Annotated in this window: 11 protein-coding genes; 5 read left to right on the plus strand and 6 right to left on the minus strand. The window is 72.5% G+C overall.

Features of this window, described 5'->3' with window-relative positions:
* Positions 1-33: 33 nt before the first annotated feature.
* Positions 34-3,714 (minus strand): Ig-like domain-containing protein, encoded by a 3,681-nt coding sequence (locus tag E0W78_RS06550; RefSeq protein ID WP_131403049.1) that lies wholly within the window; start codon positions 3,712-3,714, stop codon positions 34-36.
* A gap of 285 nt (positions 3,715-3,999) precedes the next feature.
* Between E0W78_RS06550 and pdhA the strand changes: the two genes are divergently transcribed.
* Genes pdhA through E0W78_RS06570 form a run of 4 tightly spaced genes read left to right on the plus strand, consistent with a single transcriptional unit; the run spans position 4,000 to position 8,754 of the window.
* Positions 4,000-5,127 carry a pyruvate dehydrogenase (acetyl-transferring) E1 component subunit alpha gene (gene pdhA, locus E0W78_RS06555; protein ID WP_131403050.1) on the plus strand — a complete coding sequence of 376 codons (1,128 nt, stop codon included), beginning with the start codon at positions 4,000-4,002 and terminating at the stop codon, positions 5,125-5,127.
* Positions 5,124-6,095, plus strand: coding sequence for an alpha-ketoacid dehydrogenase subunit beta (locus tag E0W78_RS06560; protein WP_131403051.1), 972 nt, complete (start codon positions 5,124-5,126; stop codon positions 6,093-6,095). The genes pdhA and E0W78_RS06560 overlap by 4 nt, the downstream gene beginning before the upstream one ends.
* Positions 6,096-6,105: 10 nt before the next feature.
* Positions 6,106-7,410 (plus strand): dihydrolipoamide acetyltransferase family protein, encoded by a 1,305-nt coding sequence (locus tag E0W78_RS06565; protein WP_131403052.1) that lies wholly within the window; start codon positions 6,106-6,108, stop codon positions 7,408-7,410.
* Between the two features lie 42 nt (positions 7,411-7,452).
* Positions 7,453-8,754, plus strand: a complete 1,302-nt coding sequence (locus tag E0W78_RS06570; RefSeq protein ID WP_131403053.1) for an MFS transporter — start codon at positions 7,453-7,455, stop codon at positions 8,752-8,754.
* 1 nt (position 8,755) lies between these two features.
* Here E0W78_RS06570 and E0W78_RS06575 read toward each other — a convergent pair whose 3' ends face one another.
* Positions 8,756-9,610, minus strand: a complete 855-nt coding sequence (locus E0W78_RS06575; protein ID WP_131403054.1) for an alpha/beta hydrolase — start codon at positions 9,608-9,610, stop codon at positions 8,756-8,758.
* A gap of 96 nt (positions 9,611-9,706) precedes the next feature.
* Between E0W78_RS06575 and E0W78_RS06580 the strand changes: the two genes are divergently transcribed.
* Positions 9,707-10,279 carry a TetR/AcrR family transcriptional regulator gene (locus tag E0W78_RS06580; RefSeq protein ID WP_131403055.1) on the plus strand — a complete coding sequence of 191 codons (573 nt, stop codon included), beginning with the start codon at positions 9,707-9,709 and terminating at the stop codon, positions 10,277-10,279.
* A 68-nt stretch (positions 10,280-10,347) separates the two neighbouring features.
* On the opposite strand, the gene E0W78_RS06585 is transcribed toward E0W78_RS06580, so the two are convergent.
* From E0W78_RS06585 to E0W78_RS06600, 4 genes are all read right to left on the minus strand, one after another.
* A complete protein-coding gene (locus E0W78_RS06585; RefSeq protein WP_165570425.1) occupies positions 10,348-10,818 on the minus strand; it encodes a GNAT family N-acetyltransferase in 471 nt (156 codons plus the stop codon).
* A gap of 70 nt (positions 10,819-10,888) precedes the next feature.
* Positions 10,889-11,830 carry an oxidoreductase gene (locus E0W78_RS06590; RefSeq protein ID WP_131403057.1) on the minus strand — a complete coding sequence of 314 codons (942 nt, stop codon included), beginning with the start codon at positions 11,828-11,830 and terminating at the stop codon, positions 10,889-10,891.
* Between the two features lie 9 nt (positions 11,831-11,839).
* Positions 11,840-12,370, minus strand: coding sequence for a hypothetical protein (locus E0W78_RS06595; RefSeq protein WP_131403058.1), 531 nt, complete (start codon positions 12,368-12,370; stop codon positions 11,840-11,842).
* 88 nt (positions 12,371-12,458) lie between these two features.
* On the minus strand, positions 12,459-14,321 hold the full coding sequence (locus tag E0W78_RS06600; protein WP_131403059.1) for an acyl-CoA dehydrogenase: 1,863 nt from the start codon (positions 14,319-14,321) through the stop codon (positions 12,459-12,461).
* Positions 14,322-14,351 lie beyond the last annotated feature (30 nt).

Raw genomic sequence — 14,351 nt, forward strand, 5'->3', positions numbered from 1 at the left:
ACCGGGGCGGTCCCTCCCCCTCGCGCTGTCAGGTCAGCGGACGGTGACCCGCGTGACCTTCGACGTGCTCGCGCCGTAGCGCGCGTCGCCGGAGTAGACGACCTTGACGGCGAGCCTGCCGCGCTTGGACGCCTTGACCTTCGCGGTGATCTTGCCGGTGCTGCTCACCCGCACGGTCTTGACGACCTTGTAGCCGCGGGCACCCGGCGCCTTGACGTAGACCTTGACGGTGCCGGTCGGGCTGACGCCGGCGACCGTGCCGCCCACGCGCGCGGTGACCGTGAACGAGCGGCCGCGCTTGACCCGCGAGGACGCCGAGACGGAGGCGCTCGTCGCCTTCTTGGTCACCTTCAGCGCGGACGTCACGCTGCTCGGCTCGGTCGTGTCGCTGCCCGAGTAGCGGACGGCGACCTTGTACGAGCCGACGGCGAGCGTCCGGGGCAGCGTGAACCGCGCGGTGCCCGAGGCGTTCACCGGAGCGGTCACCTTCGTGCGTCCGGCCGTGACCGTGACCGAGCCGGCCTTCGCGCCGGAGACGGTCACCGTGCCGGTCACCGCGGTGCCGAACACCGACGTCGACCGGCTGAGCCGCAGCGTGCTGGACGAGCCGTCACGGTTCAGGGTCAGTGCGACCGGGGTCGCGGACGACGCCTGCGCCGTGGCGGTGCGGACGAACCGCGCCCCCAGGCTGTGCGCCCCGGCCTTGAGGCCGCGCGGCAGCGTCAGGGTTGCCGTCCCCGCGTCCACGGTCGCGGTGCCGAGCACCGTCGACCCGTCGAGGAACTCGACCTGTCCGGCCACGTCGACACCGGTGACGGTGGCGGTCAGCGTGAGTGCCTGCCCGATCTTCGGCGCCACCGGCGAGAGCGCCAGCGCCGTCGTCGTCTCGTGCAGCACGTCCACGTCCGTGGCGGCGGTGCGGGCGTACGCCTGGCCGACCGCGGTGAGGCGGGCCGAGCCGAGCTTCGCGTCGGCGGGGACGACGACGTCGGCCGAGACCGAGCCGTCGGCACCGGCCACGACGCGTCCGAGCGACGTGCCGCCCAGGGTGATCGCCACCGACTCGCCGGCGCGGAAGCCGGTCGCGGAGACGGTCGTCGTCTGGCCGGGGGCCGGCGTGACGTCGCCGGTGGCCAGCTCGGTCACGGTGCGCGAGGCGGCGGCCTCGGCGCACACGTCGCCGGGCGTGCCCGACTCCGGCAGCGGGGTCACGGTGTTGGTGAGCCCGTCGTCCTCGCGGACGGTCTGCCAGGTGACGGCGTTGTCGGACATGACCGCGCCGGCGGTGTTGATGACGCTGACCACGACGGCCGTGCTGGCCGTGGTGCTCGGGTTCTTGTCACCCTGCAGCGAGCCGGTGACCACCTTGCAGGTCTCGCCCGGGGCGAACGTCACCTTCTCCATGGCCGCGCCGGCGCGCGACGTCGTCGACCCGAGGATCGAGACGTAGCCCGACGCGGTGCCCGACACGTCGCCGCGGCGCAGGACCGCCACGTCGGTCGTGCCCGGTCCGTTGCCCTCGTCGACCTGCGGCGCGAACACGTGCAGCGTCGGCTGCGTGCGCGCGACCGGCGTGCCCACCGAGGAGCGCTCGAAGGCGAGGTCGCTCAGGTACGCCGCGCCGTTGGCCGTCGCGTCCAGGCCGGTCGCCGCGGTGAACCGCACCTCGCGCAGGTCGGTCAGGTCGAGCCCGGCCGCCGCCACGTCGGCGAGCGGCACGTTGACCTGCTGCAGGACGATCTTCTTCAGCGTCGTCGAGCCGCTCGACGTCGGCATGCGCACGAGCGCCTGGGGGTTGAGCGCCGACACGAGCGCCGAGTAGGTGGCGCCCTCGCCGTCGACGACCGACAGGGTCAGGTCGGTGCCGGTGGTCACCGTCTCGTCCGCGGCGAGCTTCACCGAGAGCCGCTCGTACGCCGAGGCGTCACGCGCGGTCTTGGGGACGGTCGTGCGGATCTCGCCGGTGGCGGACGTCCACGTCAGGCGCGTGACCGGCGTCGCCGGGACGTTGGCGCCGTTGGTGGCCGGCGTCCAGTGCGGCACCTGCGCCGAGCCGATGGTCGCGGTGGTGCACGCGGCCAGGGCCTGCGGGATGGTGCGGCCGCCCATGCTGGCGCAGGGGACGGCGGTGGCGGTGCCGAACTGGCGCACCGACGACGTCGCGGACTCGAACGACGCGATGGTCGCGCGGGCCGACGACGGGGCGGTGGTGACCGTACGGACGTCCACCTCGCCGAGCGACTCCGGCGTGGCGCCCGAGCCGTCGAACAGCGGCAGGAACTGGTCCTCGCCGCCGAGCGTCAGGCGGAACCAGCCGGCCATGTAGGCGGTGCCCTGGTCGTACTGCTCCTGCGCGGTGAGCCGGATCGAGGTGGCCTCGACCGTCGGGTCGGTGCCGCAGATCGCGTCCGTGCGCCGCGCCGTGCTGTTGCTCCAGTCGTCGGAGACGGCGGCCGGGAACAGGCCCGGCGTCCAGACCGTGTTGTAGAAGTTGTGGTTGGCGCCCATGACCCAGGTGCCCGAGCGCAGCGCGTCGTCGCCGAAGGCGTAGCGCGAGTCGTCGAGCATGTGCTGGCCCTGCTGGTTGGAGACGTCGCCGTCGCAGTAGGGCAGGACGACGTTCATCGCGACGTCCGGCACCGTCATGCGGGCGAAGTCGACCGGCGCGAGCGGCAGGATCGTCTTGATGCCGAACGGGTCGGCCAGGCTCTGGTTCAGCGTGGTGGCCGAGGTGATGCCCTCGCCGCCGCGGCTGTGGCCCATGAGGCCGATGTCGTCCAGGTCCCACTTGCCGACCAGGTCGGCGACGCTCACGTCACCGGTCAGCGCATTGGCCAGGGAGACCTCGAGGTTGTCGCGGTTGGCGTCGACGAACGAGACGGCCTGGCCGGCGTTGGCCTTCTTGAGCATCGTCAGCGTGTCGAGGATCAGCTGGCCGCGGGCCTGGGCGCCGCGGTCGGGCGCGTACGTGTTGTCGCGCGCGTTGATGCCGTTGGCCGCGATCGAGATGACCGAGTAGCCGTGGCTGGCCAGCGCGCGGGCGGTGCCGTCGTAGCCCGCGTACGAGGGGATCGGCACCTGGCCGGCCGCGCACGGCCACGCCTGGCCGCTCGCGTTCGTCGTCGGGTTGTAGCACCACGAGTGACGGCCGTGCAGCAGCAGCACGGTCTTGTGCTCGCCGGTGGTGGTGGGGACGTAGAGCTTGCCCTGCATCTCGCCGCGGTAGCCGCTGATGTTGGCCAGCGGGACGCTCAGCTGGCCGAAGTCGTACTCGCCCTCCTCGAACGGCACGGACCCGAGCGACGCCGGGTCCACGTCGAGCGCCTCGGCCGCGGCCTCCGGCACGGCGGTCAGCGCCTTGCGCGCACCCTTGCCGCCGGTCTCGGCGGACCAGCCGGCCTCGATCTGGTCGGCCCGGACGACCGCGGGGTCGGAGGTGAACACGGTGAGCGAGCGGCGGTCGGGCGACTCGACGGCCAGGCCGATCGACTCGCCGTCGGCGACCAGGGTCGGGGCGTCGTCGCGCACCTCGAGCGGCTCGTCCAGCTCGACGGTGACCTCGTAGCCACCGGCGACCTGGTTCACGACGTAGTTCGGGCCCTCGGCCACCGTGGGGTCGCCGGGGGCGGCGACGGCCGGGCCGGCGGCGAGCACGAGGGGCAGGGCAGCGAGGGCCACGGCGACGTGGCGTCCTCGGCGTCTCAGGTAGGACACGCGTTCTCCTCAGGGGGTCGTGCCACCGGGGGCTGGCGGCAGGACGACGCTAGGAACGCGACGCTTCGGGTCCAGGCTCGCGAGCGAACAGTTCTGTTAAATGACGCGGTGTCATGTTTCAGGCGGTCGCGCGGCCTGGTCTCGTGCCCGGGCGTCCGCTACGGTGCTGCCAGGACGTGACCTGGGTCACGCCCTGTGCGACGCGGACGGCACCACCCCCGTTCGTCCCGGCGCACCTGAGTACGCGGACCGGTGACCCCGGGCCGTCCGACGAAGGGCCAGCGCATGACCGTACCCACGCAACCCCGCACCGACGTGCTCGCCGAGCACGACCTGGTACAGCTCCTGGCCCCGGACGGCCGCCGACGCGAGCACCCCGAGTACCGCTGGGACGGCGACGTCGCCACCCTCTGCGGCCTGTACCGCGACCTGTTCCTCGTCCGCCGCGTCGACACCGAGGCCCACGCCCTGCAGCGGCACGGCGAGCTCGGCCTGTGGGCGCCCTGCCTCGGCCAGGAGGCCGCGCAGGTCGGCGCCGGCCGCGCGCTGCAGAACCAGGACTTCGTCTTCCCGACCTATCGCGAGCACGGCCTGGCCTGGACCCGCGGCATCGACCCGGTGAAGCTGCTCGGGCTGTTCCGCGGCTCCGACCTCGGCGGCTGGGACCCCACCGAGGCGGGCATGGCGCTGTACTCGATCGTCATCGGCGCCCAGACGCTGCACGCGGTCGGCTACGCGATGGGCCTGGGCCTGGACGACCAGGTCGGCCACGCCGACGCCGAGCGCGACAGCGCCGTCCTGGCCTGCTTCGGCGACGGGGCGACCAGCCAGGGCGACGTCAACGAGGCGTTCGTGTGGGCGGCCAGCTTCCACGCCCCGGTCGTCTTCCTGTGCCAGAACAACCAGTACGCGATCTCGGTGCCGCTCGAGCGCCAGACCCACGTGCCGCTCGCCCAGCGCGCCGAGGGCTTCGGCTTCCCGGGCGTCCGGGTCGACGGCAACGACGTGCTCGCCGTGCAGGCGGTCGTCTCGGCCGCGCTCCAGCGGGCGCGCAACGGCGAGGGCCCGACGCTGGTCGAGGCGGTGACCTACCGGGTCGGTCCGCACACGACGTCCGACGACCCCACGCGCTACCGCGACCCGCAGGAGGTCGAGCACTGGAAGGAGCGCGACCCGCTGCTGCGGCTGCGCCGCCACCTGGAGGCCGAGGGCATCGAGGAGTCGTACTTCGCCGACCTCGACGCCGAGGCCGAGGCGCTCGGCCGGCACCTGCGCGAGGCCTGCAAGGCGCTGCCCGAGCCGGACCTCGCCGACATGTTCGACCGCGTCCACGCCGAGGGCACCCCGGAGCTGGCCGAGCAGAAGGCGGCCTACGTCGCCTACCGCAGCTCGTTCGAGGGAGGTGCAGCATGACTCAGAAGATGAGCATCGCCAAGGCGATCAACGCCGGCCTGCGGGCCGCGATGGACACCGACCGCCACGTGCTGGTCATGGGTGAGGACGTCGGCCGCCTCGGCGGCGTCTTCCGCGTCACCGACGGGCTGCAGAAGGACTTCGGCGAGGGGCGGGTCATCGACACGCCCCTGGGCGAGTCCGGCATCGTCGGCGCCGCGGTCGGCCTGGCCATGCGCGGCTTCCGGCCGGTCGTGGAGATCCAGTTCGACGGCTTCGTCTACCCCGCGTACGACCAGATCGTCAGTCAGGTCGCGAAGCTGCACGCCCGCAGCAGCGGCCAGGTGAAGATGCCGATGGTCATCCGCATCCCGTTCGGCGGCGGCATCGGCGCGGTCGAGCACCACTCCGAGAGCCCCGAGGGCCAGTTCGTCCTGACCGCCGGGCTCAAGGTCGTGTCGCCGTCCAACGCCCACGACGCGTACTGGATGATCCAGCAGGCGATCGCCAGCGACGACCCGATCGTCTTCATGGAGCCCAAGCGGCGCTACTGGGAGAACGGCGAGGTCGGCGACGAGGACACCCCGCTGCACGTGTCCCGGGTCGTCCGCGAGGGCGCGGACGCGACGCTGCTCGCCTACGGCCCGATGGTCCGCACGTGCCTGGACGCCGCGGAGGCGGCCCAGGCCGAGGGGCGCGAGCTCGAGGTCGTCGACCTGCGCACGCTCTCGCCGCTCGACCTGGCGCCCGTGCACGAGTCGGTGCGTCGCACCGGCCGCGCGATCGTCGTCCACGAGGCCGCGCGCACGCTCGGCCTCGGCGCCGAGATCGCCGCCCGGGTGCAGGAGGAGTGCTTCTACTCGCTCGAGGCCCCCGTGCTGCGCGTGACCGGCTACGACCTGCCCTACCCGGCCAGCCGGGTCGAGGACGAGTTCCTGCCCGACCTCGACCGCGTGCTGGACGCCGTCGACCGCTCGCTGGCGTTCTGAGGAGACCTGCATGGACGTGTTCAACCTGCCCGACGTCGGAGAGGGCCTGACCGAGGCCGAGATCGTCACCTGGCACGTGCAGCCCGGCGACGTCGTCGAGGTCAACCAGCCGATCGTCGACATCGAGACGGCGAAGTCGGTCGTCGAGCTGCCCAGCCCGTTCGCCGGCACGGTCGGCGCGCTGCTCGTCCCCGAGGGCGAGACGGTGCCGGTGGGCACCCCGATCGTCCGCTTCGGCGACGAGGCGGCGGCCCCGGAGCCCGAGCCGGAGGTCGTGGCGGCTCCGGTCGCGGAGTCGGTCGAAGGGGAGCCGGTCGAAGAGGAGCCTGCGCCGACCGCGGACGCCGAGCCGGCCGCACCCAAGCGCGAGCCCGTGCTCGTCGGCTACGGGCCCAAGGTGCCCGGCGCGAACGTCCGCCGGCCGCGCCACGTCGCCTCGGTCGACACCGAGAAGGTGGCGCAGAAGCCGTCGCCGAAGGTGCTGGCCAAGCCGCCGGTCCGCAAGCTGGCCCGCGACCTTGACGTCGACCTGGCGTCCGTGCCGCACGACGGCGAGGTCGTCACCCGCGACGACGTCGAGGCATTCGCCCGGCCGCCGGTGTCCGCGCCCGCTGCGGGCACGGCGACGACGGTGCGCGGCGTGCGCAAGGCGACCGCCGACGCGATGGTGCACTCGGCGTTCACCGCCCCGCACGTGACCACCTGGGTCGACACCGACGTCACGGCCACGGTCGAGCTGGTCGAGCGGCTGCGTCGCGACCGGGCGTACGACGGCGTGCGGGTCACCCCGCTGCTGCTGGTGGCGAAGGCGGTCACCCTCGCTCTGCGTCGCCACCCCGAGCTGAACTCGTCGTGGCGCGACACCGACGGGGGTGCCGAGATCGTCCGGCACGAGGGCGTGCACCTGGGCATCGCGGCCGCCACCGACCGCGGGCTGCTCGTCCCGGTGGTGCGCGACGCCGAGCGACTCGACGGTCCCGGCCTGGCGGGCGCGATCGGCGAGGTCGTCGAGCTGGCCCGGTCGGGCAAGGCCCAGCCGGCCGACCTGTCGGGCGGGACGTTCTCGATCACCAACATCGGCGTGTTCGGCATCGACGGCGGCACCCCGATCCTGCCGCCGGGCCAGACCGGCATCCTGGCCACCGGCCGCATCGCGAAGCGGCCGTGGGTGGTCGGCGCCGACGTCGTCGCGCGCCACGTCATGACCCTGGCGCTGACCTTCGACCACCGCGTGGTCGACGGCCAGCAGGGGGCCGGGCTCCTGGCCGACGTCGCGGGCCTGCTCCACGACCCGGGGGCCGCGCTCACGTACTGAGCCGGTGGGGTGCGCCGACGCGCGGCTTCCTACGATGGTCGGGTGAGGCAACCGTCGTCGAGGAACAGCGCGACGGCGTACCTCGTCTGGTCGGTGGGACTCGCGGTCTACTTCCTCGCGGTCTTCCACCGGTCCTCGCTCGCGGTCGCCGGCCTGGCCGCCGCCGAGCGCTTCGACATCACCGCCGCGCAGCTGTCGACGTTCACGATGCTGCAGCTGGTGGTCTACGCCGGCATGCAGATCCCGGTCGGGCTGCTCATCGACCGCTTCGGCGCCCGCGCGGTCATGATCACCGGCACCGCGATCATGGCACTGGCCCAAGCCGGGTTCGCGCTCGCCGAGTCGTACCCGACCGCCCTGGTCGCGCGGGTGTTCGTGGGGCTGGGCGACGCGATGACGTTCACCGCCGTGCTGCGTCAGGTGAACGAGTGGTTCACGCCGCGCCGCATCCCCGTGGTCACGCAGCTGACCGGCGTCGTCGGGCAGACCGGTGCGCTGGTGGCCGCGCTGCCGATGACCTGGGCGCTGTCGCACCTGGGCTGGACGCGCGCGTACGGCGTCGCCGCCGTGCTGGGCGTCGTCATGACGGTGGTGGCGGCGGTCGTCCTGCACGACACGCCGGAGGTCCGCTCGCTGCGCGGGCCGCGGCTGTCGTGGTCGCTCGTCCGCGACGGCATCACGCGGTCGTGGGCCGAGCCCGGGACCCGCACCGGCTTCTGGGTGCACTTCACGACCCAGTTCAGCGGCACGGCGCTGTCGATGCTCTGGGGCTACCCGTTCCTGGTGCGTGCGGAGCACCTCAGCGAGACCACGGCGGGCGTCCTGCTGACGGTCATGGTGCTGGCGACCATCTCGGCGGGCCCGGTCGTCGGCTCGGTCGTGGCGCGCCACCCCTGGTACCGCTCGACGATCGCCATGGGCGTCGCCACCGCGATCGCCCTCTCGTGGACGGTCGTGCTGGCCTGGCCCGGGGACGCGCCTCTGTGGATGCTGGTGGTGCTCGTGGTCATGGCCGGTCTCGGTGGCCCGGCCTCGATGATCGGCTTCGACCTCGGACGCTCGTCCAACCCGTCCGAGCGGCTCTCGACCGCCACGGGGATCATCAACCAGGGCGGCTTCCTGGCCAGCCTGCTGCTCGTGGTGGCCATCGGCCTCGTGCTCGACTGGCGCACGCCCGGCGCCTCCACCGCCTACACGCCCGAGGCGTTCCGCTGGGCGATGTCGTGCCAGTACGTGCTGTGGGCGCTGGGCATCACGATGATCTGGCGCAACCGCCGCCGCGCCCGGGCCCTGCTGCTGGAGCAGGACCCGGACGCGAAGCGGCACATGACCGGCCTGGGCTAGGTCAGCCCTGGCGGACGCGCTCGACGAAGCCGAGCAGCGCGCGGTTCACGTCGTCGGCGTGGGTCCAGAGCAGGCCGTGCGGGGCGCCCTCGACCTCGACGTACTCGGCCTCGGGCACCGCCTCGTGGAACGGGCGTCCGGTCGAGTCGATCGGCAGGATGCGGTCGGCGGTGCCGTGCAGGATGAGCGTCGGCAGGCCGGTCGCGCGGACGGCGGCGACGTCGGGGCGGAAGTCCTCGATCCAGCTGTCGACCACGGCGTAGGCGGCGACCGGGGCCGAGCGGGTGGCGGTGTTCCAGCTGGCGCGGACGGCCTCCTCGCTGATGCGGCTGCCCAGCGTCTCGTCCAGGTTGTAGAAGTCCTGGTAGAAGCTGGTGAACCAGGCGAAGCGGTCGGCGTGGGCGTTCTCGCGGATGCCGTCGAAGACGTCGCCGGGCACGCCCGTGGCGTTGTCGTCGGTCTGCAGCAGGAACGGCTCGAGCGAGGCCAGGAAGGCCAGGCCGGCGACGCGGTCGTGGCCGTGGTTGGCGACGTAGCGGGCGAGCTCGCCGGTGCCCATCGAGAAGCCGACCAGGATCACGTCGCGCAGGTCGAGGGTGGTCAGGAAGGCGTCGAGGTCGGCGGCGAAGGTGTCGTAGTCGTAGCCCTCGCCGACCTTGCTCGACGAGCCGAAGCCGCGGCGGTCGTAGGTCAGGACGCGGTGGCCGGCCGCGACGAGCTCGCGCGTCTGGCGCTCCCAGGACGAGCCGTCGAGCGGGTAGCCGTGGATCAGGACGACCGGCTGGCCGGTGCCCTCGTCAGTGTAGGAGAGCTCTACCGGGGTGCTGTTCTGCTGGCCGACGGTGATGAGTGCCATGGGTGGGTCCTCTCGATCCGAGTGGGAGAACGGTCGTTCTCCGCCTGTCGGCTACGATAGAGAACGACCATTCTCGGCGCAAGAGGGGGTAGGTGAATGGACGACGACGAAGCCCGACGACGGGTCGTCGACGCGGCGGACGCGCTCTTCTACGCACGCGGCATCCGCGGCGTGGGCATGGACGCGGTCCGCAGCCGGTCCGGCGTGTCGCTCAAGCGCATCTACGCGCTGTTCCCCTCCAAGGACGACCTCGTGGTCGCGGTGCTGCGCGGACGCAGCGCGCTCTGGAACGAGGGCGTGGCGGGCGCTGCGGCGGCCGCCGGCACGCCGCGCGAGCGACTGCTGGCCGTCTTCGACTTCCTCGAGCGCTGGTTCTGCGAGGACGACTTCCGCGGCTGCGCGTTCATCAACGCGTTCGGCGAGGTGGGGGGCACGTCCCCCGTCGTCGCCGACCTGGTGCGCAGCCAGAAGGCCGACTTCGTCGAGCACGTCGCCGCCCTGGTGGACGAGATCGGCGGCAGCCGTGAGCTCGCCGCCCAACTGGCCCTGCTCGCCGAGGGCGCGCAGACGACGGCCGCCATCACCGGTGGGGGCGAGACCGCCCGCGTCGCGCGCCGCGCGGCCGAGGTGCTGGTCGACACCGAGCTCGCCGCCACCGTGCCGGCCTGACCGACGCTCCACCCACGACGAAGGGGACCCCGCTCGTGCGGGGTCCCCTTCGTCGTCGTGCGGCAGGCTCAGGCGGCCGGGCGCACCATCATGATGTTCGTCGGGCCGTCCTCGGTCAGCTCGCCGACCTTGCGGAAGCCGCGGCCGTCGTGGAAGGCCAGCGACGCCTCGTTGTGGTCGTAGACCTCCAGCGCGATGGGCAGGTCGCCCTCGATCGCGTCGTACAGCCGGGAGGCGACGCCCTTGCGTCGGTGGTCGGCCGACACGACGATGCGGTCGAGGTAGACGTAGTCCTCGAGCCGGTCCTCGAACCAGCGGTAGCGGCTGGAGTCGTACGGCGCGTCGGTCGGCAGGGTGATGACGAAGCCGGCGATGTCGCCGTCGTCCTCCATCACGAGGGCCTGGTGGGCCATGTCGACGAGGGCCGCGGCGCTGTCGACGTCGAGCGGCCCGACGCCCTCCAGGGCGTCCTGGTTCAGCTCGACGATCGTGCCGAGGTCGGCGTCGGCGATGGGGCGGATGGTCGTGGTCTCTGTCATGACTGGGCTCATCGCTTCCCTACGTTATGTCACATTCCGTCGGTACGCGAGTCGGGCGCCCGTCGCCGCATCACTTCCCGGCGACGTCGAAGGGCACCCCCGTGGCCCGTTCGGACGCCGCCCAGAGCCGCTGCGCGAGCTCGGGATCGCGGGCCAGCCGGGTCGATCCGACGACGCCGGGACGTCCACGCGTCTGCCCCGGACCGAGCGGCCCGACGTACTCGCCGCCGGCGAGCGCCGGGTCGGTCGCGGCCATGAGCAGGGGCCAGGACCCGGCCTCCGCCGACTGCGAGGCCAGCCGCGAGACCTGGTGCACGGCGTTCGTGAGCAGGGCGGAGCGTCCCATGCCCAGACCGGTCCGGGTGAGGTTCGTGCTGGCGATGCCTGGGTGCGCCGCGACGCTGACGACGCCGAGCCCGGCCGCCTTGACGCGGCGGTCGAGCTCGAGCGCGAACGACAGGTTCGCCAGCTTGGACTCCGCGTACGCGCGCCAGCGGCGGTAGGGACGCGGCGAGCCCTCGGGCGTCAGCACGCGCAGGTCGAGGTCGCGGGCCTGGGCGTGGGCGAGCGAGGAGACGGTGACGACGCGGGCTTCGCTGGAGCGCAGCAGCGGCCACAGCTGGGCCGCCCAGGCGAAGTGCCCGAGGTGGTTCGTGCCCATCTGCAGCTCGAACCCGTCGGCGGTGGTGCGGTAGGGCGGGATCATGATGCCGGCGTTGTCGACCATCACGTCCACGCGGTCGAACCGGGCGAGCACGTCCTTGGCGGCCCGGTGGACGTCGGCGAGGTCGGCCAGGTCCAGCGACACCGTCTCGATCGACGCGCCGGGCACCTCGCGCCGGACGTCGGCGACCGTGCGCTCGGCCTTGGCCGCGTCGCGCGCGGTGACCACCAGGTCGGCGCCGTGCCGGGCCAGCTCGAGGGCGGTGTGGTGGCCCAGGCCACCGGTCACGCCGGTCAGCAGCACACGTCGTCCGGTCAGGTCGCCGATGTCGGCCGTCGTCCAGGTCATGCCGCGACGCTACCGGGCGGAGGCACGCACCCGGTGGCGTCCGTAGGCGGTCCAGCCGGCCAGGCCGACGGCCAGCGCGGTGCCGAGGGCGCCGACGCCCTGGCCCGTGCGGGCGGCGCTCGGGTCCGGCACGGTGGCCCAGGCGTACGCCGCGGTGTCGACGACCTCGTCGTCCATGCGGCAGCGGACGGCGGTGCCGGACCGGTCGGTGCCGGGGTCGGACACGGCCACCAGGTGCCAGGTGATGCCGTCCTGCTCGGTGGTCAGCTCGACGCCGGGGTCGTGCAGCGGCGACTCGGTGCGCGTCGCCTTCGAGCCGTGGACCAGGACGCAGGACAGGTCGCGCTCGGGCTGCAGCGTGTCGGTGTACGCGGCGACCCGCCCGGAGCCGGCGTCGTCGGGCAGCCGGTCGCGCACGCGGGTGACCTCGGCGTCGCGCATCGGGTCCCAGTCGCCGGCCGCGATCGCGGCGGCGGCCATCCAGGAGCCGAGGGCCAGCAGCAGCGCGAGCAGGTACCACAGCGGGCTCGTCGGTCTCACTGGCTCACCCTCGCACACGGGCACCGCCGGGACGCCGAAGCGGCCCCCGAGTCGTGCTCGGGGGCCGCTCCGCGTGGATCGGGACGGGTCAGAACGCCGACTCGTCGAGCTCCATGACGTCGAGGTCGACGGCCTCGGCGATGGCGCGCTCGGCGGTGATCTTCGGCAGCACCTGGCGCGCGAAGAACTGCGCCGCGGCGACCTTGCCCTCGTAGAACGCCTTGTCGGCGGCCGACGGCGTGCCGTCGAGCTTGGCCAGCGCCACCTCGGCGCCGCGCAGCAGCAGCCACGAGGTCACCATGTCGCCCAGGACGTACAGCAGACGGGTGGTGTTGAGGCCGACCTTGTACAGGTTCTTCAGGTCGCCCTTCTCGTCGGCCGGGTTGGACGCCATGAGGTCGTTGAAGACCGCGCCCAGGATCGCCTGGGTGTCCTCCAGGCCCTTGGCCAGCAGGTCGCGCTCGAGCTTGAGCCGGCCGTTGCCCGACTCGTTGTCGATGAACGACTGGATCTGCTCGTTCATGTGGCCGATCGCGCGGCCCTTGTCCTTCACGATCTTGCGGAAGAACAGGTCCTGGCCCTGGATCGCCGTGGTGCCCTCGTAGAGGGTGTCGATCTTGGCGTCGCGGACGTACTGCTCGATCGGGTACTCCTGCAGGAAGCCCGAGCCGCCGAACGTCTGCAGGGACTCGGTGCCCAGCAGCGTCCAGGAGCGCTCCGAGCCGTAGCCCTTGACGATCGGGAGCAGGAAGTCGTTCATCGACTCCTCGAGCGCGGCGTCCTCGCCGGCCGCCTTCTTGACCATGATCGCGTCCTGGAAGGTGGCGGTGTAGAGCATGAGCGAGCGCATGCCCTCCGCGTAGGCCTTCTGGGTCATGAGCGAGCGGCGCACGTCGGGGTGGTGCGTGATGGTGACGCGCGGGGCCGTCTTGTCGGCGGACTGCGTCAGGTCGGCGCCCTGGACGCGCTCCTTGGCGTACTCGAGCGCGTTGAGGTAGCCGGTCGACAGCGTCGCGATGGCCTTGGCGCCGACCATCATGCGGGCGTTCTCGATGACCTGGAACATCTGCGCGATGCCGTTGTGCACCTCGCCGAGCAGCCAGCCGCGGGCCGGCTCCTTCTCGCCGAAGGTGACCTCGCAGGTCGTGGACACCTTGAGGCCCATCTTCTTCTCGACGTTGGTGACGTAGGCGCCGTTGCGCTCGCCGGTCAGGTCGCCGGTCTCGAGGTCGAAGTGGTGCTTGGGGACGAGGAACAGGCTCAGGCCCTTGGTGCCCGGGCCGCCGACGCCCTCGATGCCCACGGGGCGCGCGAGCACGAGGTGCATGATGTTCTCGCTCATGTCGTGCTCGGCCGACGTGATGAAGCGCTTGACGCCCTGGATGTTCCAGGTGCCGTCCTCGTTCAGCGTCGCCTTGGTGCGGCCGGCGCCGACGTCGGAGCCGGCGTCGGGCTCGGTCAGCACCATCGTGGCGCCCCACTGGCGCTCGACCATGTGCTCGGCGATCTTCTTGTCGCGCTCGGTGCCGTTCTCGAACACGATGCGCGAGAAGCCGGCGCCGGCGGAGTACATCCAGATGGCCGGGTTGGCGCCCAGGACGAACTCGGCCGAGCCCCACACGAGCGAGCTGGGGACGCGCTGGCCGCCGAGCTCCTCGGGGATCTGCATGCGCCACCACTCGGCGTCCATCCACGTCTTGTAGGACTTCGCGAACGCCTCGTTCATGACCGCCGAGCTGGTCGCGGGGTCGAAGACCGGCGGGTTGCGGTCGGCGTCCTCGAAGGAGGTCGCGAGGTCCTCGCGGGAGAGGCGCTCGATCTCGCCCAGGATGCTCCGCGCGGTGTCGGCGTCGACCTCGTCGAAGGGGCCCTGGCCGAGGACGGAGCCTCGGTCGAACAGCTCGAAGAGGTTGAACTCGACGTCGCGCAGGTTGCTCTTGTAGTGGCTCATGGGCCGGTTCCTCACAGGGTGTCTCTGGTG

It is taken from the genome of Aeromicrobium sp. IC_218 (assembly GCF_004336805.1).
Classification (GTDB): Bacteria; Actinomycetota; Actinomycetes; order Propionibacteriales; family Nocardioidaceae; genus Aeromicrobium.